At 42.5% G+C, this 25,936-nt stretch carries 21 protein-coding genes and 1 pseudogene; 12 read left to right on the top strand and 10 right to left on the bottom strand.

Annotation, left to right across the window (positions count from 1 at the left end):
- Window positions 1-46: 46 nt before the first annotated feature.
- The 5 genes from HWQ41_RS04280 to HWQ41_RS04260 form a co-directional block, all read right to left on the bottom strand.
- On the bottom strand, window positions 47-1,411 hold the full coding sequence (locus tag HWQ41_RS04280; protein ID WP_292760209.1) for an efflux RND transporter periplasmic adaptor subunit: 1,365 nt from the start codon (window positions 1,409-1,411) through the stop codon (window positions 47-49).
- A 273-nt stretch (window positions 1,412-1,684) separates the two neighbouring features.
- On the bottom strand, window positions 1,685-5,062 hold the full coding sequence (locus HWQ41_RS04275) for an efflux RND transporter permease subunit (RefSeq protein ID WP_292760208.1): 3,378 nt from the start codon (window positions 5,060-5,062) through the stop codon (window positions 1,685-1,687).
- 32 nt (window positions 5,063-5,094) lie between these two features.
- Window positions 5,095-5,640 (bottom strand): PadR family transcriptional regulator, encoded by a 546-nt coding sequence (locus HWQ41_RS04270; protein ID WP_292760207.1) that lies wholly within the window; start codon window positions 5,638-5,640, stop codon window positions 5,095-5,097.
- A 132-nt stretch (window positions 5,641-5,772) separates the two neighbouring features.
- Window positions 5,773-5,913 carry a hypothetical protein gene (locus HWQ41_RS04265; RefSeq protein WP_292760206.1) on the bottom strand — a complete coding sequence of 47 codons (141 nt, stop codon included), beginning with the start codon at window positions 5,911-5,913 and terminating at the stop codon, window positions 5,773-5,775.
- 443 nt (window positions 5,914-6,356) lie between these two features.
- Window positions 6,357-7,622, bottom strand: coding sequence for an HhoA/HhoB/HtrA family serine endopeptidase (locus HWQ41_RS04260; RefSeq protein ID WP_292760205.1), 1,266 nt, complete (start codon window positions 7,620-7,622; stop codon window positions 6,357-6,359).
- 202 nt (window positions 7,623-7,824) lie between these two features.
- On the opposite strand from HWQ41_RS04260, the gene HWQ41_RS04255 reads away from it, so the two are divergent.
- Together HWQ41_RS04255 and HWQ41_RS04250 are read left to right on the top strand one after the other, a co-directional pair.
- Complete coding sequence (locus HWQ41_RS04255; protein ID WP_292760204.1) at window positions 7,825-8,763, top strand: phosphorylase; 939 nt, start codon at window positions 7,825-7,827, stop codon at window positions 8,761-8,763.
- Window positions 8,764-9,150: 387 nt separating this feature from the next.
- A pseudogene (locus HWQ41_RS04250) lies at window positions 9,151-9,397 on the top strand (IS1634 family transposase); the annotation flags it as partial.
- A gap of 174 nt (window positions 9,398-9,571) precedes the next feature.
- On the opposite strand, the gene HWQ41_RS04245 reads toward HWQ41_RS04250, so the two are convergent.
- A complete protein-coding gene (locus HWQ41_RS04245) occupies window positions 9,572-10,171 on the bottom strand; it encodes a hypothetical protein (protein WP_292760203.1) in 600 nt (199 codons plus the stop codon).
- A gap of 339 nt (window positions 10,172-10,510) precedes the next feature.
- Here HWQ41_RS04245 and HWQ41_RS04240 point away from each other — a divergent pair, with 339 nt between their 5' ends.
- A complete protein-coding gene (locus HWQ41_RS04240; RefSeq protein WP_292760202.1) occupies window positions 10,511-11,431 on the top strand; it encodes a lysylphosphatidylglycerol synthase domain-containing protein in 921 nt (306 codons plus the stop codon).
- 12 nt (window positions 11,432-11,443) lie between these two features.
- Here HWQ41_RS04240 and HWQ41_RS04235 read toward each other — a convergent pair whose 3' ends face one another.
- Window positions 11,444-12,766: a hypothetical protein gene (locus HWQ41_RS04235; protein ID WP_292760201.1), complete on the bottom strand. Its 1,323-nt coding sequence runs from the start codon at window positions 12,764-12,766 to the stop codon at window positions 11,444-11,446.
- Between the two features lie 679 nt (window positions 12,767-13,445).
- On the bottom strand, window positions 13,446-13,586 hold the full coding sequence (locus HWQ41_RS04230; RefSeq protein ID WP_292760200.1) for a hypothetical protein: 141 nt from the start codon (window positions 13,584-13,586) through the stop codon (window positions 13,446-13,448).
- 280 nt (window positions 13,587-13,866) lie between these two features.
- Here HWQ41_RS04230 and ndhL point away from each other — a divergent pair, with 280 nt between their 5' ends.
- From ndhL to HWQ41_RS04210, 4 genes are all read left to right on the top strand, one after another.
- Window positions 13,867-14,079, top strand: coding sequence for an NAD(P)H-quinone oxidoreductase subunit L (ndhL, locus tag HWQ41_RS04225; protein WP_292760199.1), 213 nt, complete (start codon window positions 13,867-13,869; stop codon window positions 14,077-14,079).
- Between the two features lie 24 nt (window positions 14,080-14,103).
- Entirely contained in the window at window positions 14,104-14,415 is a 312-nt protein-coding gene (locus HWQ41_RS04220) for a DUF3007 family protein (protein ID WP_292760198.1), read from the top strand.
- 81 nt (window positions 14,416-14,496) lie between these two features.
- The gene (gene trpA / locus HWQ41_RS04215) at window positions 14,497-15,324 is read left to right on the top strand and encodes a tryptophan synthase subunit alpha (RefSeq protein WP_292760197.1); all 828 of its coding nucleotides are present in this window, start codon (window positions 14,497-14,499) and stop codon (window positions 15,322-15,324) included.
- A 242-nt stretch (window positions 15,325-15,566) separates the two neighbouring features.
- Window positions 15,567-16,235, top strand: coding sequence for a heterocyst differentiation related protein (locus HWQ41_RS04210; RefSeq protein ID WP_292760196.1), 669 nt, complete (start codon window positions 15,567-15,569; stop codon window positions 16,233-16,235).
- Between the two features lie 697 nt (window positions 16,236-16,932).
- On the opposite strand, the gene HWQ41_RS04205 is transcribed toward HWQ41_RS04210, so the two are convergent.
- On the bottom strand, window positions 16,933-18,855 hold the full coding sequence (locus tag HWQ41_RS04205; protein ID WP_292760195.1) for a serine/threonine protein kinase: 1,923 nt from the start codon (window positions 18,853-18,855) through the stop codon (window positions 16,933-16,935).
- Window positions 18,856-19,018: 163 nt separating this feature from the next.
- On the opposite strand from HWQ41_RS04205, the gene HWQ41_RS04200 reads away from it, so the two are divergent.
- Window positions 19,019-19,507: a hypothetical protein gene (locus tag HWQ41_RS04200; RefSeq protein ID WP_292760194.1), complete on the top strand. Its 489-nt coding sequence runs from the start codon at window positions 19,019-19,021 to the stop codon at window positions 19,505-19,507.
- 97 nt (window positions 19,508-19,604) lie between these two features.
- Here the strand turns inward: HWQ41_RS04200 and HWQ41_RS04195 are convergent, their stop codons facing one another.
- A complete protein-coding gene (locus tag HWQ41_RS04195; protein WP_292760193.1) occupies window positions 19,605-21,968 on the bottom strand; it encodes a dynamin family protein in 2,364 nt (787 codons plus the stop codon).
- 149 nt (window positions 21,969-22,117) lie between these two features.
- Here HWQ41_RS04195 and HWQ41_RS04190 point away from each other — a divergent pair, with 149 nt between their 5' ends.
- From HWQ41_RS04190 to HWQ41_RS04175, 4 genes are all read left to right on the top strand, one after another.
- Window positions 22,118-22,306, top strand: coding sequence for a hypothetical protein (locus tag HWQ41_RS04190; RefSeq protein WP_292760192.1), 189 nt, complete (start codon window positions 22,118-22,120; stop codon window positions 22,304-22,306).
- A gap of 269 nt (window positions 22,307-22,575) precedes the next feature.
- Complete coding sequence (locus HWQ41_RS04185) at window positions 22,576-24,711, top strand: calcium-binding protein (RefSeq protein ID WP_292760191.1); 2,136 nt, start codon at window positions 22,576-22,578, stop codon at window positions 24,709-24,711.
- Window positions 24,712-25,259: 548 nt separating this feature from the next.
- Window positions 25,260-25,547, top strand: coding sequence for a type II toxin-antitoxin system Phd/YefM family antitoxin (locus HWQ41_RS04180; protein WP_292760190.1), 288 nt, complete (start codon window positions 25,260-25,262; stop codon window positions 25,545-25,547).
- A 9-nt stretch (window positions 25,548-25,556) separates the two neighbouring features.
- Window positions 25,557-25,936: Txe/YoeB family addiction module toxin (locus tag HWQ41_RS04175; protein ID WP_292760189.1), on the top strand; the 380-nt coding region annotated here is incomplete at its 3' end.

Below are 25,936 nucleotides of genomic sequence, written 5' to 3'. Positions count from 1 at the left end.
TACTCCTTACTTAGGTGAAAAGCGCTATAAATTGACAACATTGAGTCTACTTTGTTTGTGCAACTCGCTGCACGCGCAAACCCTCTGTGTCATCAACCGTAGGAGTAGCAATGAGCGATTCATTTCCTGTCAGACCTGATGTAATTTCTACTTCAGTACCATAATCTCGCCCAACGGCAACTTTTTGATAATGCACTGTTTGGTTTTTGGTTACAGTTGCTACCTGCGTACCTCCGGCGTTAACGACTAAGGCACTATCTGGTACAACAAAGGGAGGATCGGTGCGGTTAATGGCAAATTTGACATTGGCATACATCCCAGGTCGCAGCGTAGCATCAGAATTATGCACTTCTAATTGTGCCAGCAAAGTGCGAGTATTTGGATCTATAGCGTTGCTAGTACGCACTACTTTACCCGTAAACACTCGCTGTGGTAACTCTCTGACTGTAATTTGTGCTGTTTGACCAGTCTGAAGTGACTGTGATAAACTCTGTGGAACACTCACATTCACGTTTAGCTTGTCATAAGCAGCAATAGTATAAAGGCTGGTATTGCTAGTATTGGTGTTGCTGGTACTGATGCTACTAGTAGTACTGGTGTTACTACTACCTGCTGAAATTAAAACACCTGTATTTACGTTACGTGCGGTAATCACTCCTGAGAAAGGAGCAGTGACTTTCTTATAAGACTGCAATACAGTATTACGCTGCAAGTTTGCTTGACTGGCGTAGACGTTAGCTTGTGCTGCTTTGATGTTGGCAGAGTCAGCATTAACAGTGTTTTGTGCTGCCTCAACGCTGGCAATATTAGCCTGATATGTAGCATATTTTGTATCTGCATCTTGTTGAGCTACTGCACCTTTCTTGACAAGAAATTGCCAGCGCTCCCAGCTCTGCCGTGCTATCAATAGATTAGCGCGGGCTTGCTTCAAATCAGAAATACCTTTAGCTAAACTAGCACGAGTTTGAGACACATTGGCTTGTGCTTGCACTAACTCTGCGTTCGCTTGCAGAACTTGCTGATCGGTGTCTGGTGAATCAATCTCTGCCAACAACTGACCAGATCGGACGCGATCGCCAATGTCTGCGTACCAGCGCCGCAAATACCCAGTACTGCGAGCGTAGATGGTCGTTTGGTTAAGGGCTACAACACTGCCAGTTAGTTCCAAATTGGTAGTAGCAGTAGCGCGACGAGGAGTGATCACGTTGACTGAGGGTAGTGTGCTTGCTTCCTTGACTGCTGCTTGTAATTCTGACCTTTGGCTTAACCGGGGCAGAATACCTATGGCCAGTAGGCTAGCAAAAAAAACAGCACCAATTACAGCCCAACCAATTCCACCGATGCCGCGCTTTTGTTTTCTAGAAGTCGTTTGTTGTTCCGAATCAGGAGATGGACGATGCTGAGAATCCATAGGTAAACTGTCCCATATTATCTAAGAAAGCAGAATTTTAGCAGCTAGAGTCATTACCATGATTGGCTTTGACTATTTTTTTTGTAGCCCAATACGGTTGGGTTAAGGCTTAACTCTTTGTTAAAGTCAATTTTTTTAACGAACCGCAAAGGACGCGTTCACGAAGTGTCTCGAAGAGAAGGACGCGAAGGAAGAGAAGGAAGAAATGCTTAACTGAACTGTGGGCTTTAAAAGCCCCCACCATATTGCTTTTAGCAATTGGTGGTGGGTAGTTTACGACTTGCCTTGAGGTGATGATAACGAGTATGCTGTCTTTGGATCTGAGAAATTTAAATCGTCATCATCCTGATCAACAGGACGAGGTTGTTGACGCCGCATAATGCTGTATACGACAGGTACAAAGATCAGAGTAGCGACTGTTGCAGCTGACAAGCCACCAATTACAGCCCGACCCAAGGGTGCATTCTGTTCACCACCTTCACCAAGACCGAGAGACATTGGCACCATCCCGATGAGCATGGCTAAGGCAGTCATCAACACAGGACGCAATCTTGTATAGCCCGCCGCTAGGGATGCTTTATAGGCATTCTCCCCTTCCTGACGCTGCTCATTTGCAAAAGTGATCATTAGAATACTGTTTGATGTCGCCACACCTATACTCATAATTGCACCCATTAACGAAGGAACGCTCAGGGTGGTGCGGGTAACAAATAACATCCAAATGATACCGGCTAAGGCGCTTGGCAGTGCCATCATAATAATCAGGGGATCGAGCCAAGATTGGAAGTTCACCACCATTAAGCAGTAAACCAGCACAATTGCAAACACAAGTCCTAAACCAAGTCCCAGAAAGGAAGAGTTCATCGTTTGCACTTGCCCTCGGACATTAATCTGACTTCCCTTAGGCAATTTTTTCTGATAATCAGCGATGATTCGATTTACATCGCGGGCAACTCCCCCAAGGTCACGACCAGAGGAGTTAGCGTAGATATCGAAAACTGGCTGAATGTTGTAGTGATTGACAACTTGCATCACTGTGTCACGTCTGACACTAGCCAAATTACCTAAAAGTTGGGGTGCATTTTGACCGTTGCCAACTGGCGTATTTTTCAGGCTGTCAATAGAGTCAATTTTATACTGGGGAACTTGTACAGCCAGGGTGTAACTCACGCCTTTTTTGGGATCAAGCCATTGGTTGATTGCGGCTTGACCGCTTGAACTTAAGGAAGTCAGGACGCTATTGGCAACATCACGCTGGGTCATACCCAATTGTTGAGCCTCGGTGCGATCGACATCAAGACGTAATTTTGGAGCATCGACAACTTGCTGGAGATGTACATCTACAGCGCCAGGAATGCGCGTCATCCGGGCGGCGATTTGTTGGGCAATTTCAAAGTTGCCCTTTGAGTTTTTCAGAGGGCCAGATATTTGCACGTCAACAGCAGCAGGTAAACCGAAATTGAGAATTTGAGTCACAATATCAGCTGGCTCAAAAAAGAAGGTGTAATTGGGAAATGTCGCTTTCAATTTCTGACGGAGTTGCTTGACGTAAGAAAAAGTTGCACCAGATTCTTTTAGGGAAACAAGAATATCAGCATCAGCCTGCCCAATCGTGGCACCGTTATAGCCATAGGTAAGGTTAATGCCACTGGTGGGTAAGCCGATGTTATCCAGAATCAGAGAGAGATTTTCTTTCGGTACAGTCTGGCGGATAACGCCTTCGACTTGGCTAACAATTTTTTCTGTCTCTTCCAAACGAGTACCAGGTAAGGCTCGAACATGGAGGCTAAACTGACCACCATCGACTTCCGGGAAAAAGTCTTGACCGACGAACGGCAACAAAACTCCTGCACTGACTATAAAAGCACCAAACAGCACAAAGACTATGCGGCGGTGATTTAATGCTGAGTTCAGGACATTGTAGTACCAACTGCGAAATTTCTCAAATTGTCGGTTAAACTTTTCGTGTAGCTGCCATATCCAATCTTTCTTAACAGGTTTGGCAGTTTTCGTTGTGGCCTCTTCTATTTGGTGGTTGTCGCTACCATTATTGTTTTGAACTGGCGAATCTAGATGATGGTTGTTGTTACCATTATTGTTTTGAACTGGCGAATCTAGATGATGGTTGTTGCCATGACCATTATGATCCTCACTTTCTCTATGCAAGTCCATTTCATGTGGTAGAAGATAGCTTGCCATTGTCGGTACTACAGTCCGAGATAGCACATAGGAAGCAAGCATACCAAATACTACCGCCATCGCTAGCGGCACAAACAGGTACTTTGCCACTCCACTTAGAAACACGACCGGCACAAAGACAATACAAATACATAATGTTGCTACAAGTGCTGGAGTGGCGATTTGCTGCGCTCCATCTAAGATTGCTCGCTTGATTGGTTTTCCTTGTCCGAGATTTCGGTGGATATTTTCAATTTCTACTGTGGCATCATCTACAAGAATACCAACAGCTAAGGACAAACCACCTAAGGTCATGATGTTGAAAGTTTGTCCCAAACGACTCATCACAATGATCGAAACCAGCATTGAGAGGGGAATCGATACGGCTACAATTACTGTGCTGCGCCAACTTCCCAGGAAAATCAAAATCATCAGTGCAGTGAGACAGGCTGCAATCAATCCTTCTTTGAGAACGCCTTGAATAGAAGCTTTCACAAATACAGATTGATCGAACAAAAACGCTAAATTAAGTTCGGGGGGCAAGGTGGATTGGATGCGGGGCAAAGCTTTTTTTACCCGCTCAATCACATCAATAGTTGAGGCATTGCCACTCTTCAGGATACTAAGTAAGCTTGATCGTCTCCCATTCTGACGTACAATGTTTGATTGCACACCAAAGCCATCTCTTACCTGGGCGACATCACGAATGTAGGTCACATTACCATTAACTTGCTTAATCGGCAAGTTGTTGAGGGCTGACACCACATCTGGACTATTGTTGATTTGTACGGCGAAGTCGCGATCGCCGATCTTCATATCGCCTGCGGGCAAGACCAGATTTTGGGCACTGACAGCATTAGTCACGTCTTGGGCAGAAATGCCATTAGCCAACATCGCTTGAGGATCGATATCAACCATAATTTGCCGAGGTTTCCCACCATAAGGCAGAGGTACACTCGCCCCTTGCACTGTTGCTAATTGGGTGCGGACGAAGTTGGTAGCATAGTCGAAGAGTGCTTCTTCCGGCAAGGTTTTGCTACTAACACTCATCTGGATAATCGGCACCGAAGAAGCGTTGTATTGAATGATGAATGGCGGTGTAATACCGGGTGGCAAAGGGCGCAGAATTGTTTGGCTGACAGAGGTAATTTGAGCGACGGCTGAGGCTATATTCGCGTTGGGTTGGAAAAAAACCTTGACGACACTAACACCACTTAAAGATTGAGACTCAATGTGTTCGATGTCACCAACAGTTGTGGTCATGGCGCGTTCGCTAATTGTCACGATTCGCTGGGCCATTTCCTCAGATGTGGTTCCAGTGTAAGTCCAAACTACGCTGACAACAGGAATGTTAATTGCGGGAAAAATATCAACTGGTGTACCAAATATCGTGACTACACCCAGGATCACAATCATCAAAGCTGCGATCGCGAATGTATACGGAAGACGTAAAGCAATTTTGACGATCCACATAGTTAGTTAGGATACTTCAAAAGTTTTTTGGGTTAAAGCTGTTGTACTGAAGTTGGCGTTTGAACTAATTGAAGTTGTTCTGTTTGGAGTTGCTCAACTAGCCACTCAATCTCCGATTTGATCACTTCAATTACCCGCTTTTGTAATTTCGCTTGATATAAATCATCAGTAATTTCAAGTGCTTTTTTCTCTGCAAGGCGTAACCGACATAACATCAATCGATGTTCAATTAACTGCATTCGTTCTTCGGGTAATAAATGACCAAAGAAAAAAAATTTGATTAAGAATCGCGATCGCGCATTCACCCAGCTTTCATGAGGATATACCAGCATTTCTTGATACCAAGTGTTTTTGCCGACAGGTGTAATCTCATATACCTTTCCACACTGCCCAGCTTCTTGTACCTGTTCTGCACATAGCATCACTTCCCCTTGTTCTTCCATACGCTTCAGAAGAGGATAAATCGCACCATAGTTGACACAAATACTGCAACTCATAAACATCTCTAGTTGCTGTTTGAGCCGATAACCATTTAATGGCTCTCGCTGCAAGAGACCTAATACTGCCAACTTCAGCATTTTGATATATCAGTTTGATATGTTAATTAACAATATCAAATTGAATCTTTTTAGCCAAGTACTTAAGGCTGATTTGTCAGAATTCTTTTTTGTGATGGCGCAGGATGCTTGGTGAGGGGGAAGTCGTATAGTTCAGCATGAAGTTGCCGTGAGGTCTACGCTTGGGGTGCGATGCCTGGGTTGGGCTGCGTCTACGCAATTTCCGGGCATAGTGTGCGATCGCATTCCTGTAACGCCAACGCCATCAATACTATGTACTCGCTTTGTCAGCATTCACTCTCGTTTTCTAGTCGTCTTTTACACTACAGTAAAACGCTGGCATTTTCGGGTGATTTCCGATGGTTCGGTCTTTGGAGAACATTCGATTTACGGAGAGTGCTGAGGCAGCTTGCTCGGCGGAACGAGATTGGATTGAACTGAGGATCTGAGGAGGCGATCGCACAAAGTCCATCCATAACGCCCGTTACTTAAAAAGCAGATTTTAAAGGGATTCCAGCGAATGGTGTAAACTCGCTCAAATGAAAGTTTGGTAAGCCTTCTGGAAAACTTTTCGGTCTACTGACTTTTACTCAATTCAATGCAAAACTTTTATTGCAATACGCTTGGGTTAAGGCTTAATTCCCTCCTTTTTAAGGAGGGAATTAGAGCAAGCCTTTTTAAGGAGGGTTGGGAGGATCTTCCGGGACAAAATATCACTAAATGAACCCTATGGACTTTTATTGCACTTGTGTGGGGAAAGCTCCAGGTTGCACAGCTATGTTAAGATTCTGCCCATGACGACGTAATTCCATACGTAAATCGCCCCCGACTTGGCTATTTTCTACTGCCTTTTGGACACTGCTGGCATCTGTGACTGCTTGACCGCCAAGCTTTTCGATCACATCACCAGCACGTATCCCGGCTTTAGCAGCTGGTGAATTTGGCACAACTTTCACAACTAATACACCTTTATCTTCATCCACACTCAAACCGCTATTGGGATCTGAGTTGATATTTTGTTTTAGCTGAGGCGTTAACCCCACCATCTGAATTCCCAGATAAGGATGTTCTACTTTGCCTGTAGCTATTAGTTGACTGGAAATGCGTTGTGCTGTGTTGATCGGAATAGCAAAGCCTAATCCTTGTGCCCCTTGGATAATGGCTGTATTCATGGCAATTACCTCGCCACGGTAATTTAGCAGGGGGCCGCCGGAGTTACCGGGATTAATCGCTGCGTCGGTTTGAATATACTCTACTCGCTTATCGGGAGCGCCGATTTGATTGCTACTGCGTCCGGTAGCACTGATGATTCCGGTAGTTACTGTATTATCTAGTCCCAGAGGGTTGCCGATCGCGATCGCCCATTCTCCGGGTTGCAGTTTATCTGAGTTACCCAAGGCTACTAACGGTAGATTGTCTGCCTGAATCTTGACAACAGCAACATCGGTCAAATCGTCTTTTCCTAACACCTTACCTTTAAAGCTACGCCCATCTTTGAGTGTAACTGTCACCGTATCAGCACCATCGACTACGTGGGCGTTGGTGAGAATACGACCATCAGCACTGATGATAAAACCTGAACCAGTACCCCGTTCTACGTGATTCTGTTGTTGATCTGGTAGTTGGGAGCCAAAGAAGCGGCGGAAAATTGGATCGTTAAATTCATCTGGTAACTGGGTTTTTACGGTTCGCGAAGAGTCAATTCGCACCACAGCTGGCCCGACCTTTTGCACCACTTGTATAACAAAGTTAGGATCTGTGGCGGCTGGTAATGGAGGAGCAGCATTTACTCGACTTACTGCCAAATTAGATGCACTCTCGGACACCTGCTGAGAATGTCCAGCCATATAGCCACCTGCCAATGTCATACCCGATCCCAGTAGCACCAGCGATAGAGAGGCGGCAGCCTTTTTCCAGGGTGCTCGATTATGGTATTTGGCATCAGCAGTGTTGGATAAAATGCTATTTGATGGGTTTTCTCCATCGCGAGATTGGTTTTGCATTGCTCTCTGGAAGGATATTTAGATGTATTACTAATGTAGATATTATTTGTGACAGTTTTGTTGCAGGGGTATTGCGTTACTGTGAAAGGTTTGGTATTTTACTTATCGCATCTTAACTGAACTGTATTGCAATATAGTCATTCGTAGGGTAGCACATCTGTGCTACCCGATTGCGTGTTCCATCCATGCCTGAAGGAATAAAATGGCACAGGGTAAAATCTTACTTAAGTCTGGCACTTTATGGACAAGTGTCAAAGAACAGACGGAACATGCTTTACAATGTGGGGCGTTGCTGTCGATACAGACGGAATTTGAATTTGTCGAACAGGATAACGTGCGCTTTTTAGTGCGGATTTTGTCTAATCTGAATCGCAAAAAAGCCGCCAAGGAGAAACAGGAAAAACAATCTGCTACGTCTGGTCAAGAGTTTAATCCTTTCTTGCCCTACGAAGAGGATTTATTTGTGGCGGATATCTCCGATACCCATGTATGTATTTTGAATAAATTCAATGTTGTTGATTATCATCTGCTAATTATTACCCGTGGCTTCGAGGAACAGGAAAGCTTACTCACCCTGGAAGACTTTACGGCTATGTGGGCATGTCTGGCTGATTTTGATGGTTTAGCATTTTACAACAGTGGCAAAACCGCAGGTGCTAGTCAGCGACACAAGCACTTGCAACTAGTGCCACTACCACTTGCACCTTCAGGGCCGCAGATACCTATTGAACCTTTGCTAACATCAGGACAATGTCAAGAATCGATAGCTTCTGGTGCGTCCGCTACGCTAACGGTGGGCTTTGCTAACGCAACTTCACTAAAACTTCCTTTTATACACGCTTTCGCACCCCTAAATTCCAATTGGATGCAGTCGCCATTGACAGGGGGCCAAGCAACACTGGAAGTTTATCGGACTTTGCTAAATGCTGTGGGAATAGAAGCAAAGCAATCTGGTGCTTACAATCTGCTAGCGACACGAGAATGGATGTTAATCGTACCGCGATCGCAGGAGGTTTTTCAGTCTATCTCTGTGAATTCATTAGGATTCGCTGGTGCCCTGCTAGTGCGAAACGCAGCAGAAATGGAGATTCTCAAAGACCAAGGGCCGATGACCATCTTGAAGAATGTTGCTGTATCCTAATTACAGCTATTTTCAGGTAAATATAGCGGTTCTCGTTTGGATGCAATACTGCTGGATCTGGCTGGGGAATGTTGTTTGAAATATCATTCATAATTATTGCTTGCTTAAGAGCTTGACTTGTTCAAGTAACTCGATATTTTTTTGAATTCCAAATATCACCGGAGATAATTCATTCCTCTAAAATTTTGCAAGTAGATAGCAAATATTTTGTCAAAATATCAACTATTCTTTCTAGCCTACATTCCGCACTTCAAAATGCAATACATTGATGTTTCAAATAATATTACCAATATCAATCAGACTGCTTAGTATTAATATTGAGAATAATTTGGATGTGTGCGATCGCTACATGACCCTTTTTTTGTACTTCATTTTGTAGTATAGAGCTTGGTTTATAATTGAGGACAAAGACAATTAAGAAATACTTTAAAAACTCAAAAGGTGACAGTTAAAAATCAACTGAATAAATTAACTGAGCGTCCTACTTCTCGGTGGATATTTCAATATTTCTAAGGAATTCACCTTCTCATTACACAAAGAAAGTATTAAGCTAAATATTAACTTGAGCGATGAACTTCGTCGAATTTTGCAATTTCTCCCATCTTCTTGCCAAAAATATTATTTCTTAGCCTAAAAATATTTACGTCATTACAAAGGAAGCGACGCAATGGCTAATCATCACTGTGTAAGTGCTGCCCACCTAAAACCCAAACAAAGCCTGCCTACGTAGGCAGGCTTTGTTTGGGTAGCCCCAGACTAAATGTCTGTGCGCGTTTTCATATTTTTGCAGGAGATTGAATGACTAATTTCAATCAACGTCTTTGACTGTCCTCTTTGCTGCGTTGCCTGCATCCTCAGCTGTGCGCTGAACATTTTTACCAACATCCTCAGCCCCACGCTGAACATTTTTTGTCACGTCTTCGGCAGTATTCTGGGTATTACCCTTAATATTTTCAATTCCTCGCTGAGTCCCCTTAACAAGACCTTTCCGAACTTCTTCAGCTGAACTGCCGATATCTTCACCCAGGTTCTTCACTCTTTCACCAAGGGGTGTCCCTTGCTGAAAATTCCGACCATATTGCTCTCGGCTGTCAATTCCCTTCTGCTCAATATTTTTTTGAGCATTTTTTACTAGCGCCTCAGCTTTGTCATTGGCTGCCTTTTCATCTTTTGCTCTCGGATCTACATCACTAAAGTTATTTATCCCACCAGCAGGAGGATTCAGAGGATAATCTTTTGTGGAATCGTATCGTTCTATATTAGGTGCTTGAGCGCCAGGTTGTGGTGGCTGTGTTGCTATTCCTGGAGCGCCACAAGCCTGGGTCATAAATAGAAAGATTCCTGCTAAAAAAACAGTTAAAGCTTTCAAGGGACGAATGTTTTTCAGCCAATTCATTGCTTTTTTCATAATTCTCACTCCTTGGATTTTTGTGACTAAGTTAAACTTCAACCAAGATGGCATTTGGAATTAATTTTGTATCCCAAGCAATTCAGACAAAATAATAACCTCTATTTATGATATGAATCATGAAATGAGTTTTACATCTAGCGCAAGTCACATTTTAACTAGCATAAAAATAATATTTTTCTCTAACTCTAGGGAGATATAAACTAAGATAATATGGTTGTCGTCAAAAGAGCTACATCAACCTGTTTGATACTTCAAAAGCTTTGGATATATAGCTGATATCCCATAAGCTTTGAGGTATTCAGCCCTTGTTGCTCTCACCGTTAAATTACTAAATTCATGAAGCAATTTTTACGCTGGATAATTTTGGGGGGAACACTGTTTTTTTTAGCCAAAGCTTTGAAGGATAATTGGATTGAGGTGACTGCTATCCGCATTGATGGGGTAGGATGGGCAATTATAGCGATCGCTACAGGCATCACTTTACTAGCACATACTTGGGCAGGCTGGATCTGGACTTGGATTCTGCAAGAGTTAAATCAACCTGTATCATCTCCCCAGTTCATCCAAGTTTACCTCAAAACGAACATAGCTAAGTATTTACCAGGTAATATCTGGCATCACTACGGGCGAATTGTCGCAGCCAAAAATGCCAATGTTTCTGCTGGTGCAGCCACCTTAAGCGTTTTGCTGGAACCGTTACTCATGCTAGCGGCTGCTTTAATCATCATTGTCCTATGCAGTAGCCAATTTGCGGCAGCTAATACTACCGTTGTTCTGCAAATACTACAATTGCTGAGTTTAGCTGTAGTTCTTTGTGCGATTCATCCCTGGTTTTTAAACCCAATTATTCGCTTTTTGTACAAATTAAAAGCAAAAAAGTCTGCTGTCACCACTGAGTCAACTGTTCCCTTCAGTCTTAAAAGCTATCCCCTACGACCTTTGTTAGGAGAATTGGGCTTTATGGGACTGCGTGGAACTGGGTTTATCTTAACTATGTTCGCCCTGAGTTCGTTGAATGCGAATCAAATTCCTTTGTTGTTAGGGGCTTTTAGTTGCGCTTGGTTGTTAGGGTTTATTATTCCGGGTGCGCCTGGTGGATTAGGTGTGTTTGAAGCGACTGCGTATGAACTTTTACGACACCACTTTCCAGCTGCCTTAGTATTTAGTGCGATCGCTCTATATCGCCTCATTAGTATTCTAGCTGAAACTGCGGGTGCTGCTTTCGCTTGGTTAGACGAACGCCTAGCTAAATCATGAATCAGGCGACACTCATTTTTGTCTATTTACCTTCATCTGTGAGAACACACGATAACCATCCAGATTTAACTGCGGATTACTCCTTTGCTCTTCTTCTTCTATCTTAATCAAGTTATATTCTACATTTTCTGCGTAAATTGCAAACGTGATATTAAAAATTTCCATAAAATTGATTACCCACTGACACTCATCTTCAGGATATTTTTCGTAATAGCGAATCAGATGAGCAATCCTAATTTCTAAATGCCTACGGGAATTTCTACAAATCAAAATAGTCTTTAGCAGTATAATTACCAATGTTAGAGAGTGACCTTGGGTAAGCAATAATATAAATAATGACGAAGGTTCTTTCCCATTTTCTGTTGTCAAAGAATCAATCACTCGATTACAGGTTCTCAATAACAATTCTTTAGTGATAATTTCTTGATTATAATCTTTCTTCCATAAAGATAACTTATCTGCGAACTTCCGCCGCAAAGTCTCGACTAATTCTTGATTATCTCCAGAAAAAAATAGATATTTTTCTATACTTATTTTAAATTCTTCAAGAGTTTGCTCTTGAGTTTGCTTGATAAATATATTGGCAATATTTTCGTGGCTAAACACACCCTTTTTTAAAACAATTGCTTTTATTAAATGCAGAACGTTATCTCCCAAAATACTGGGATTTTTGTAGCGTGTTGTGCTTGAGACAGCAGATTGAGAACGAGCAATATACATTGCCAGTTCAAACTTAAATTTGTCTTTTATCTGTCTAGAAAGCTTTCTGGCAGCCTCTTGTTGCTCTCTGGGATTATTCTCATTAACAGATTGATCTACTAATAAATAGGAAGTGTAGCGATTAGCCCAATGACCTTTAGATGATTCCTCATATTTAGCAGCAAATAATTTTAGTTCTTGGTAGTCTTTGCTGTTTATGAAATTCTCTAACCAGTTTTGACAAATATTTATCGCGGGAAAATTATTGCGATTTATTTTGAGGTTTTCATTAGCAAATAAATTAACTAATTCTTGGATATATTTTTCTTTCCTGTTGGTTGTCCAATTATTAATTATTATGTAGCTACACCGCTTAATTGTATTACAAAATTCCTGTTCTTTGTCCTCTAAAAAAATGCTGTATATCCCAGGTATAGAATGGGAATCTTGTGAAGAAAGACCGTCTATAAATAAACCTTTGAATTCCCGTAAAACATCATCTGGCGACAATTTCTTGACAATTTCCACAAAGAAGCTATAAACCTCTTCTTGTGCAATTTGCACATTTAGCTGTCTAGATTTAGACGTAACAAAATGCGGATCTTCCTGACTAATTGGTAAACTATTAGCGGTCATTCCAGTTTTCAGGACAAAAGGGCTTCCTGTTCATATTATTACCAGCTTAACCTTCGTGAACAGTAGCATCAATCTATTCTTCAGAGATTCAGTAATCTTTTTACACAAATTTGATAAACTCGGACTATAAATAAAGTATTAAACATAAATTGTTTAATACTTCATCAATACTTCCGTTAAATTACTTAGTTTTAACAATCAGAGCTAATACAAATCTATATGGGCAAGTTGCTTTACCATTAAATACAACTCGCCCATACCTTCTATAGGAGTCTTTTAGCATTTTAAATTTTTAGTGGGGGTGGAGGGACTTGAACCCACACGACCGTTTAAGGTCAACGGATTTTCATTCTCCCGCAGTTTTCACTGCTACCTGATGGCAATAGCCAGCTCAGGTTTTGAGAATTGGACTCTCCCTTTACCCTCGGCTTAACGTTAGGGTAGCTCCCGTCGGGTCTCTGCACCTTCCCGCAATTTTGGATTTTAGATTTAAGACTAATCGCAAATCTAAAATTTTTGGGCTTGGCTCAGGATTGCCATGTCTGTCACCAGATTTAGGTTTCCCTGAGTTTGAGAGCTTCCACTTGAGGGATTTCTCCTTCAAGGCTCAGTTATCTAAGTCCGTAGCGTCTACCATTCCGCCACACCCCCGTTGGTGTTTGGCAACTAGTATAACTAGTTATTTTCTAGAGGCACTAAATACCTCCTCATCTATTCCACCATCAATTGTGTCTTTTGTCCAACTAGATTGAAAATATTTTTTCCAGATTGGGCGATCGCTTTCTAGAGTTGGAAGTCTTCCTTGTTTCCTCGTAGTCAATCTGGATGAGTTTTCGATCTTGTCTGACTAGAGCATTTGTTTGCTAGTGAATTTACTATTATAGCATGATATTAGCTTTTGTGATGATGTCCGTTGAATTGCCCATAGTAAAAGTACCCAAAGAGCTAAAGCTGCGCTTTAGCTCCCCTAAGAGGTTGCTCTTAGGGGTTGGGGTTCCGAGGAATTGTGCCGCAGTTATGTTGAAAGCATTATGACTATACTTCTCTGAGTCTGGCTCTTCAGCCTATGATGGAAAACAGATGCTTAAGACTTGAAAGTTATGATTGTGGCCCTGCTGTATCTGATTTTGGCTGGAGCTTACCTTCTGGTAATCCCGATTGCTGTGTTGCTGTACCTGAAGCAGCGTTGGTATGTAGCTAGCTCCATCGAGCGTGTCTTTATGTACTTTTTGGTGTTTTTCTTCTTTCCGGGTTTGTTGGTTCTATCGCCGTTTGTAAATTTTCGACCCCAACGGCGACAAATTCAAGTTTAACGAGATTGGTAGGTCATAATTCTCATGCGACGGATTGACGCTATTGGAATTGGCTTGGGTGTTTTTATTGCCGGCGGCTTGGCTTATGTAGGATTACAGCTAGTCGGTTTGGATAATCAGAAAGCTGGTATATGGAGCCAAGTCTTACTAGTCAGTGGCTTAGTTGGCTGGTTAGCCACCTATTTTTTCCGGGCGGTGGGACAAAAAATGACCTACCACCAACAGCGGGAACAGTATGAGCAAGACTTTCTGCAAAAGCGGCTAGACGAGCTTACTCCTGAAGAACTAGCACGAATTCAAGCCCAAATAGAACAAGAAGAGCAATCTCAGGTGTAAAGTTATCATTGATGAGTCAAGAGTCTAAAGTCTAGATTTTGACTCTTGACTCTTGACATTTGACTCTTGATACTTGACTAAATGACTGCGATTTCTCATTGCTTTGAAACTCTTGGGCGCAATCGTGAGTGCGCTCTGATTCCGTTTATCACTGCTGGCGATCCCGATTTAGAAACAACAGCAAAAGCTTTGCAGGTTCTAGATCGTAGTGGAGCCGACATTATAGAACTAGGTATACCCTACTCCGATCCTCTGGCGGATGGGCCAGTAATTCAAGCTGCTGCTACCCGCGCCTTACAAAGGGGTACGAAATTAGAGCAGGTGCTGGAAATGTTGCAAGGGATTACTCCCAAATTGCGATCGCCCATTGTCCTATTTACCTACTACAACCCAATTTTGCACCGGGGAATTGACAAATTTCTCCAGGAAATTGCGGCGGCGGGGGTAGCGGGATTGGTTGTACCAGACTTACCTTTAGAAGAAGCCGCAAGCTTGCTCCAACCAGCTAGCGCCATCGGAATTGATCTGACGTTGTTCGTAGCTCCCACCAGTTCAGATGAACGAATAGAAGCGATCGCTCGTTCTTCCCAAGGATTTATTTATTTAATCACTGTAACAGGGGTCACAGGGGTGCGATCGCAAGTGGAAAACCGCGTGTCCGATTTACTCAAACAAATTCGTGGTGTTACTGATAAACCCATTGGTGTCGGCTTTGGGATTTCCGAAGCTGCACAAGCCCGTCAGGTAAGGGAATGGGGCGCAGATGCCGTGATCGTGGGCAGCGCTTTTGTGCAACGGTTAGCCCAAGGTACACCAGAGCAGGGACTAAATGCGATCGCCCAATTTTGCCAAAGTCTCAAGGCAGCTATCAAGACCACCAACACCAGCACAAATACTCCTCTTGATTAGAGGGGGAAAGTAGATTAAAAAAGTATAACAGTGTAGTTTTTCTATCCTTGTTTGGTAGACAATTTGACCATTATGGTCTTGAATATTAACATCAGATATGATGATGTAAAAAAACTAGCTGATACAGTTGCTTATAGTTTGAGTATTATGTGAAATCAAGTAGGCATAATTTATGAGTGTGAGTGTGAGAGTGAGTCAGTCACAGATGGTTATAGTTACGTCGCAATTGAGGAGCAAAGGCGATGAGTGAGAGTATGGCGTTTATCGGCGGGGTTGCCGTAGCTGGGCTGGCGGCTCTCGTATTGCTCAAAGGAACAAATACCCCCCTACAACCTAACTTTGCTGTTGCTCCGCAAATGCCAGGGACTGTAGTAGCGCCCCAAGGAATGCAGCCACAAATGTATCCTTACGGGCCTTATGGGCAACCAATGTATCCCAATTCTAATCAGCCGCCAGTCGCTCCTAATTCTGACCAGCGTCTGGAGATGGAGAAGGTGAACACGCAGATGCAGTTGGAGCGTTTTAAAAACGACAATGAACAGCAGAAGTTGCAAATTCAACAGTTACAGGCCCAAGTTCAAAATTTCAATACTCAACAGCAGTGGCTATCAGCCCAGCAGAGTAACCAACAAAAAGCAGCAGCATTCCAGCCGCAAAATTCTTGGTGGTCTTCACCCATGCTTTGGGCTGTAGGAGGCGCAACTCTCACTATTGGCGGTGGTGTTGTCGTCGCTGGGGTATTGGCTTTATTCTCACCACGGCAGCGTCCAGCCCGTACTGTACAAGTGATTCACCCTTACCAAGGAAATACACCGCCCTTGGTTCCAGTCCGTCGCGCTGAGTTTCTGCCTGCTTCGCGGATGGAAGCAAGACGAGTTGAAGCCCAAGAATACGACGAAATGCACGGATAAAGAAAATAAAACCACAGATGCACATAGATGAATTATCTATGTGCATCTGTGATTTAAAATCATTAACAAAGCTTTTTACAAGGTTTGTATAGCAGTCAACTTAGGGACTGACAAATAAAAAAACATCCCAAATTCTCTTGTGGGATGGGTGCCCGCACTACGTGCCGCTACGCTAACACCCGTCCTATATTCAGGGCGGGCAGGATGCCATTGGTGTCAACTTAACGTGAAAACCAGCCTAGAACCAGCTTTTAGAGATTGTCTCGTTCCCAGTCTGAGACTGGGAATGCCCGTCGTTGAGGCTCCGCCTCTCTTGCTGGCGGCAGAGCCGCAATGAGGTGCATTTCCAGCCAGAGGCTGGAAACGAGGTTTTAAAGGGGTTTGGGCTTAACTTGACACCAATGGCAGGATGCCCACCCCACAAGATGGATAATTTATTTCTTGGAAGTCCCTTAGAGCGAGGGCGAATAGAATAGGACTTACGCACAGGTAATGGACAACGAACCACAGAGGTCGCAGAGGACACGGAGGAATGAGAGTTTAGGAGGGTTTTTGCGTAAGTCCTATAGAATTCACGGCTACACAAACTTTCGTCCGCCTCCGCGGACTAAGGAAAATTTCTGGGTTTGAAACCCACGGAGGTGGGTAAAGTCTCGTGTAGACGCGGTTTATAACCGCCCTTTTTAACTCGTAACTGTTAAAGACTGCCTTTCGGAGTTTCTGTAGTATTAGGACTCTCTGTAGTGGTAGGTTGCTTAGTATCGGGAAGTTTGTGTTGGGTACTCTTCTGATTACCTTGATTTTCTAGTTTAGTTAGTGCCTGTTTTGCTAGATTTTCGGCTGCTTGTTTAAATAATGGTTCAATTCTGTTTCGCCAATATTGAGTATTAGGCAACTTTTCTGGATGGTTTCTATAATCTAAAACTTTATCCCATTTACCATCATCCAGCGCTTTGTTGATCTCATTAGATATCGCCTCCGCTTTAGTCCAATCTTGCTGCCACTGGGCAATTACTTTACCTGTCTGTTGGATACCAGAAGCAGCGTTTGCCGGAACCGATCTCAAAAGTGCGATCGCTCCAACTATATCTCCTGATTCATATTTCTGTCTTGCTTGTTCTATAATATTGGCACTGTTATCACTAGGCTGCGATCGCTCTAATTTCCCAGCATCGGCAGTTGACCCCTTCGGCTTTTCTGGTAATGGAGTTGCTACATTCCTCGATTTTGGTTGTGGCTTGGGAGTCGGTCGAGTCGCAATCAGGGTATCATCATCTACTGTCTTAATTGCAATGCCTTTTTCGCGCAGGCAAGAACCCCATTCTTGATTATTGGTGATCACATCCGAGTATGCCCAAGCCAAACGACCAGATTTCAGTTTAACTTCTATCCAACCTCGTTTTGTCCGCTTGCCTGTTACCTCGAAACTGGTGTTATCAGCAACAGTTTGCAAAACATTATCAGAATTTATCGAACTAGGTTCAGAACGGATATTAGAATTTCCCACGACAACAGCCGAGCATTTGTTTGCTAAGGCGGTATCCTTACCTGTAAGATTATAAGCTAAATTTTTTACATTTGGAGTTACATTTGCTACCAAGGCAGCAGCACCACCTGCCAATAATATGGCAAATAATAGCGGCCATGGGTCGGATTTACTAGAGTCTTTACGGGCAGGTTTGACAGGATTTGCTGGTGCAACTGCAACCGTTTGCAGCCGAGATACTTGAGGCTGGGATTTGGCTGTTTGGTAACTGGAATTTTTGGCGGATTCTTGAGGTGTGGAAAGTGCGGGTACTGGATTAATCGCGTCTTTACATGCTTGCAGTGCTTCCGTGGCGTTTTGGTAGCGGTCTTTGAAGTGATAACGCACCATCTTGGACAACACTGCCGCCAGTCTGTAGTTCACGGTTACTGAATGCTGCCAAATGATTTCGCCAGTTTCCGGGTCTTCTTGCAATTCTGTTGGCTGTAATCCTGTTAATGCTTGAATGGCGATGATGCCAAGGGAATAAATATCGCTGTTGGGACGGGGTTTACCTTGCCCTTGTTCTGTGGGCATATAGCCAGGAGTACCGATAACTACTGTAGCAGAGGGTTGTCCGCCCACCGTTACGAGTTGTGTACGCAGTTGCTTCACTGCCCCAAAGTCTACTAAAACTAACTTATTATCTGAGGCGCGACGGATGATATTATCCGGTTTGATGTCGCGGTGAATCACGCCTTGGCGATGGACAAATTCGAGAACTTCCAGAACTTCCTGCAATAGTTGAATTACTTGGCTTTCATTCCAGCGCTGACCAGGTATAAGTTCCTCAGCTAGGGTATGTCCTTCAATATATTCTTGTACTAAATAAAATTCTTGGTTTTCGTCAAAGTATGCTAGCAGCCTGGGTATTTGGTCATGGTTGCCCAGTTTTTCTAAGGTTTCGGCTTCGCTGTTGAACAGGCGTTTAGCAGTATCAAAAACTCTGGGGTCAGTTCCGGGTTTGAGGTGCTTGACAACGCAAATGGGATTGCCGGGCCGCCTAGTATCTTGGGCAATGTAGGTTTGACCAAATCCTCCCATCGCGAGGACTCGAATTACTTGGTAACGATGGTCTAGTAGCTTGCCGATCATATTCCCTCCCCAGAGTTATTACCTAATTTTCCAGCTAGTAATAAATATCTCCAAATTTTCTTCAATGAAATCCGCTATCTTGAGAAAAGATTTAGATTAAAAACGCAGCTTTTTAATAAACACAGACTGTTTATTTTTCTTTTAGTGTCCCTGTTTACTACCAATGCCACCGAAAATAACAAACTCACTTGCATGGCAGCAGGCTGAAATGCTCATGCAACCTGCTTTCATTCGCGTTATCGACAATCTCCGCAAGCTGCTTGATGAATCTTCCTGGACGGGAACTTACCACGATGTCCTGATTTGGCCGCCTAGCACCACTGATGAAATCAAAGCATTGGTAACTGAACTGTTGCAAGCGATGGAAACTGCAACGCCCCAAGAAGCAGATGAAATCAGAGAGACTCTGGCTCGTCTGCCGATGCCCCATCCAGGATATCATCTACGTTTGCAGCGTCAACAGCAAGAAGCGAGTATCGATTTGTGGGAACTGTGTTATCAGGTGTGTTTTCTGGAATACACCCCACACAAGGAAGCTGCTGATATTGATACTAGTTTAATCGATGAACTGGGTGAAGTGGATTGGCTGCGTTTGGATGCTAAGGCAAAGGAGTTAGTTGAGCAGGCATTTGCTAAATTGCCAGAAGGGTAACAAATAAAATGCCCTCAGAATAGAATTCTGGGGGTATACAAACGAAACCCACCTGCGTGGGTTAATGGGCTTTTTCAGCTTGTTTGGGTTAGAATGTCTATCTAACTGTTTGCAATGGCTTCCAATTATCTAAGGATGCTCGAATAGCAGTTAATTCACGCAGGTATTCATTCAGCTTGTTTTTGTGAATATTAAGAATTTCACGGATATGATCAGCCTCGGCTTCTTTGGTATTCCGTTCTTTCAGCAAGCTGTCAAAATCATCTTGAAACATTTTAATAAAGTCATTGATTTGCTGTTCTGCACTTCTAAAATCTTCCTCAATTTGTTTTTCAATGACTCGCTGTAAAAGCTTTTGGTTTTCTAACACCTGCTCATCTATCTTCTGCTTAATTTGTTTTGCTGTTTGGCGTAAGTCAATTTCGTAAAATTCATGCTTATCCTGGTATGAAACATCTACATAATAGGCTTTATTCGATTTACAACAACCACTGTCTTTTTTTGCTTCTTTTCGTGTGCGAGTAAACACCTCTTGCTGGTATTGAATTTCTGCATCTATTCCTCGGAACTCAAAGCTAGGAAACTGAATATCATTTATATTTATATGAACGTTCAAAGATTGCCCAAGATATTGAGAAAGTTCATTTGATATCTGTTGAATATCTTCTTGTATTTTCTTAACTAAAGCTTCTCTTATTTTTGTGCCATCCCTAACTAGCTTATCTTGAGTGTCTAGCCACCAACTTTGAATATGAGGAGCGCAAAAATCATTGATGGTGCTGCCAATTCTTTGAGCTTCCGCTTTAGTTTTTGCTCTAATGATGTATGAGTCTGATATGTTGAAAGAATTTTGATACCCAGAATCAGAAATATTCAATGAGTCTGGAACAGATTGCTTCATACTGTCTAGCAAAGAGTTGCTTGTTTTCAGTACTGTTTTAAGTCCTTTTCCTAAAACTTTGCCTATCCCAGGAATAAACTCTAGTACTGTTCCACCTATTTCTCCAGCAATAGCAAACCAGTCAACATCTTGATATACGCGACTTTGTAAATTATCAGACTGTTTAATATTCTGTTCTGTGGATTTGCCTACCCTAGACTGAGCAATGTGATCAATTTCATTTTGGATTTTATCTTTTGCTTCGTAAGCAAATATACTAACTCCTTGGATAAAACCCTTTATTAGTATCTCTTTTTGCTGTTCTACAGACTTTTTTACAGTTGCAACCTTAATTTTAGTAAATTCAGAATGTCTCCGGTAATCCTCTACTTTTATTTTGAGGGATTCAATCGTTATATCCCAAGCACTAAACTGTGTATTCAAAGAATTTTCAATTGCCTTTGCTGCTTTATCAAGTTTTGCCAAAGCATCACTCAGAAGATTCCAACCAGCATTTTGAGTTATGGTTTCAATAACTATTTTTTGAATAGTAGGTAAGCCACTATCCTCTAAAGCTTTTGGTGCAATTTCTGATGGCAACGGTATTACCTTTCTCCCTCTAGCATCTCTTTCAGCATATTTGGCACTAAAAAAATCTTCAAAATCCTTTATCTGGCTATCTGTTGCTTTATCTTGTTGAATTAATTTCGCCAAAAGTCCTTGTCTAGAGCTTGCAGGATAGACACTTGGATTTGGAAAGCCAAAGGTAGTTAACTCTCGTTTCAAGTCCTCTATGACATCAGCAATTTCTCTGTCTTTTTCTGTCTTTTGATCAACTTTGTTAAGGATGAAGTAAATCTTACCTGTGTTCTCAGATAAAATTTCCTGACGATTTTCTCTAACATCCTTAAACAAATCTGAAATAGCATTATCTTTGTAGGAAGCGTAATTTAAAACAAACAAAATTGCATTGCATTCTCGCAGCGCTTTCAGTGTAGTTTCCTTTAGTTTTACATTGAAATTGGTAGACTCCCACTCATTCGGCCCAGGAGTGTCAACTAAAGTAAAACCAGCAAGGGAAGAGAGTCCACTAATGGCTTCGATAGGATACTCGATCTCAAAGCGTATGGTATCGTCAGGATTATCTTTCTCCCGAATCTCACGGGTACGCACTAGAAATTTCTGTTGAATTTCTCCAGCATCACCTTCAGCAAGAACAATAGGTCGTCTTTGTCCCTCTCGGTATTCCAAAAGTCTGGGGATTTGCCCAGATGGAATATGTCGAACGTCTGTACGGCAGATTGTACACGCTGCTGTCTCACTTGCTAAAACATCAGCACCAATTATGGCATTCAAAAAGGTACTTTTCCCAGCCTTCATCGCCGCAATCACAGCTACTTGATATTTCTGCTCTTTCAATTCGTGTAGGGATTTGTTGATCTCATCCTCGACACTCTGCAAACCTTTGGTATCGTCTCCTTCACTGAGGCGACCTTGGCGAATTTCCTGAAGGTACTGTAACAGACGTGTGCCTGTGTTGTATATACTGTCGTGTGCTGCTTGGAACTGTTCAGAGGACATAATTGTGTGAGGGAAAGATTGGCTAAATCACGTACAGCTTAAATTACTAACGAAAAGATTGCGTCAGTGATTACACTGCCACATTAAAGGCGATCGCACCCCATCCTAATTAACTAATCATTACACTACTCGCATTGAAAGAAAGCTATATGAACAAGCCTGAAGAAGAACTAGAACTACACTTAAGACCCCGTGCGACAGAAACAGTATCAATAAACATACCAACAGATACATTGCGATCGCTCGAAAAAGTAGCAGCAAGTCAAGATATGTCACCTGAAGCCTTGCTTAAGTTATATATTGGGAAGGGTTTGCGGCAAGATTTAGCCAAGTTATGATCTGAGTAGGTACTGGAATAAACCGCTCAAGTTCTAGAACGGCACATTCAATCAGAAGAGAAAATTTTAACTATCATTCAAGAAATTCAAGCTGAAGCAACTCTTTAGTCAACTTCTCGCAAAGAGTAGGTTACTTGGTAGTTTAGAAATTTGGTTACAGGTGAATTAAAAACCGCAGTAGTGAAAACAACTTGAGCGGCGTTCTAAAATTATTTTTATGAATGTAATCTGGATGAGATAATTTTTATAATAAATCAAGGAAATGTAAAATGGCTCCTACAATTTTGACAGTCAATACCACAGCCGATCAAAATGATGGCAGTGCTGCTAATGGGTTATCTCTGCGGGATGCGATTTTAATTGCCAATGCAAACCCGAATACTGGCTATGAAATCCACTTAACAGGAGGAGCAACTTACAACCTAACATCGAACGGGATTGATGAAGATAATGCCCTCACCGGAGATTTAGATATTAAAAGTCGCAAAAATCTACTTTTGATTGTGACAGTTGGTGGACAAAAAGCAACTATTGATGCTTCCGGTTTATTAAATAGCGATCGCGTCTTTCATGTACTTACTGGAGGAGCCTTAAGCTTACAGAATGTAGTGGTTACAGGCGGCAATATATCTGACGATGGTGGAGGTATTAGGGTTGATTCTAATGGCTTTCTCGATTTGTCTAATTCGACGCTTACAGGCAACCAAGTGTCCAGTTTTTATAAGGGAGGCGGCATCTACAACGATGGTACAGTCTACTTGCGAAATGGTTCTACTATCAGTAACAATCAAGCTCTCGACGGTGGCGGTATCCTTAACTCTGGCACTGTGGTTGCGATTGACTCCACAATAAGTAATAATAGCTCATATTTTGGAGGTGGAATCTACAACAACTTGTATGCAACATTGACGCTGATAAACACTACAGTTAGTGATAATAGTGTAGAAAGCCCTGGTAGCGCTGGTGGTGGTATCGAAGGTAACGGCGGCTCTATTGCTTTAGTTAACACGACAATTAGTGGCAACAGTGCAGAAACCGGTGGCGGTGGTATAGATTCTAGTCCGGGCACTGTTACAAATATACTTAACAGCACCATTACCAATAATACGGCGGGCGATTTAGGAGGAGGTGGAATTAATGGCAGTGCCAATTTAAAGAACACAATTGTTGCCGGAAATTTTGGTAATTATCGTAACCAGGGTACAGGCAAAGATATTCAAGGGACAGTTAACGGCAATAATTATAATCTAATTGGCTCTCTAGCTGGAGCCAGTGGCACTGTAGGCACTGGTACAGATATCGTCAACCCTTACCCCGGACTCAGCCCCCTACAAAATAACGGCGGACTCACCCTTACCCATGCCCTCCTGACTGGTAGCCCAGCCATTAACGCCGGCAACAACAACTTGATTCCTGCTGATACACAAGACCTTGACGGCGATGGCAACACTTCAGAACCCATACCCTACGACCAACGAGGCTTGGCGCGGCTTGTTGGCGCTAAAGTTGATATTGGCGCATTTGAAGCACAAGTAGCCACTGTCCCCATCACTAACAGCTTACAAGCTAGTACCACAACAACCTTAGCTAATGGTGTCGATAATTTAACTCTGATTGGAACCAGCAATATTAACGGCACTGGCAATAGTGGCAATAATATATTGACGGGTAATAGTGGCAATAATATTCTCACTGGTGGTCTGGGGAATGATACTTATGCATTTAATGCTTCCACCCCATTAGGTAGCGATCGCATTCAAGAAACTACCACAGGTGGGAATGATTCTTTAAATTTCAATGGTACTAGTACAGATATACGAGTGAATTTAGGTATCATTACCACCCAGACAGTCAATAGTAACTTGAAATTGACCCTATCAGCTAATAATGTAATTGAAAATGTGGTTGGTGGTAATGGTAGCGATCGCTTGATTGGCAATAGCCTCAATAATACCCTGAATGGGGGGACTGGTAATGATGTGTTAACAGGTGGAAGTGGGGCTGATATTTTAATTGGTGGGTCTGGAAATGATATTCTTACAGGTGGAGCAGATAGCGATCGCTTTTTGTATAGTAGCGGACGAGCTTTTACTAGTAGCGATTTCGGTAGCGATATCCTGACTGATTTTACCTCTGGAAGCGATAAATTGGTGTTGAGTAAGAATACTTTTACTGCTTTGAGTAGTATTGTGGGTAATGGGTTGAGTCAAGCTTCTAATTTTACGATTGTAGACGATGATGATTTAGCTGCAACCAGCAATGCTTTCCTGGTTTACAGTCGCAGTAGTGGCAGTCTGTACTATAACCAAAATGGCAATGCAGCAGGCTTAGGAACTGGAGCCGAATTTATCAATCTGCTTAATATTCCCACCTTGACAACCGCTGACTTCACAATTGTTGCCTGAGGTTCATTAAAACCTTGCTTAGTTTTTATTACGAAATAAGATGCGTTTGCCCTGGTCGCCCCTTTTACCCCTTTCACGCCTACGCCGCCCTTACAAAACCTCAAACTCTTCTACACTTATCCCAGCTTGTTGTAAAATACTGCCCAGCGTACCAATAGTAATTTCTCAATAATGAGGCGCGATCGCAGTACGGGTTCCTTCATCGCTAGATTTGGCAGACTACCCTTTTGGCTAACTTCCCCAAAGCCTGCTGCCTCTAATCTACGCTTTGCTTGACGATAAGGTAATGGTTTAAGCTGAGGCGACCCTTAGCGAATTTCCTGAAGGTACTTTAACAGACGTGTGCTGCTTGGAACTGTTCAGAGGACATAATTATATGAGGAAAATATTAGCTAAAGCACGTACAGCATAAATTATTAATGAAAATAACTACCTCAGTAATTGCACTGTCATACTAAAGGCGATCGCACCCTATACCTTTAGCCACAAACACATTAAAGTTGAAAAAACAGCAAAATGGAAGAATAGATAAATTGAAGAACAAAAAAATGCCTATCCAGACAAACTACACCGAAGCTTGCAACAATTTTGACAAAATTTACCAAGAGGCAATTAGCACTCGTGAACCTATAGTTGTTAATCGTGAAGGCGCGGAAAGTGTATCTGTAATTCCGACTGCGGAACTTAATAGCATCATAGAGACAGCATATTTATTCCAATCACCTGAGAATGCAGCACGTCTTTTAGATGCTTTACAACGTGTTAAAGCTAAGACTAATATGCCCCAAACTATAGACGAGTTGCGTAAAGAGTTCTCGCTCTACGAAGAAGAGTAAATAAATTCAATGTCGGATAATTTAGAACCAGAAGCACTTCCCCAATCTGAAGTTTCTCAAGAGGATAATTTAGAACGCAACCTCGTTTTTGACCGGAGATTTCTGGAAGACGTTACATACTGGGTAGAGACAAATAGAAAAACTGCACTCCGCATTTTATCTTTAGTTGAAGAGATTAGGCGTAATCCCTTTGAAGGGACAGGTAATCCTGAAAGATTGAGACATCAAGATGTAAATGTATGGTCGCGCCGAATCACTCAAACTGACCGGATTGTTTACGTAGTAAGTGATGACCGAGTTGAGTTTATTCAGGCGCGATACCACTATAGCGATCCTCATATCTTGCACCTCACCGTACAAACCCGTAAAAGGCAAATAAAGAGTACAAA

It is taken from the genome of Nostoc sp. NOS(2021) (assembly GCF_017115025.1).
Taxonomy (GTDB): Bacteria; Cyanobacteriota; Cyanobacteriia; order Cyanobacteriales; family Nostocaceae; genus Nostoc.
The sequence above is the reverse complement of the archived record's forward strand: the minus strand, read 5'-3'. Positions and strand labels throughout refer to the sequence as shown.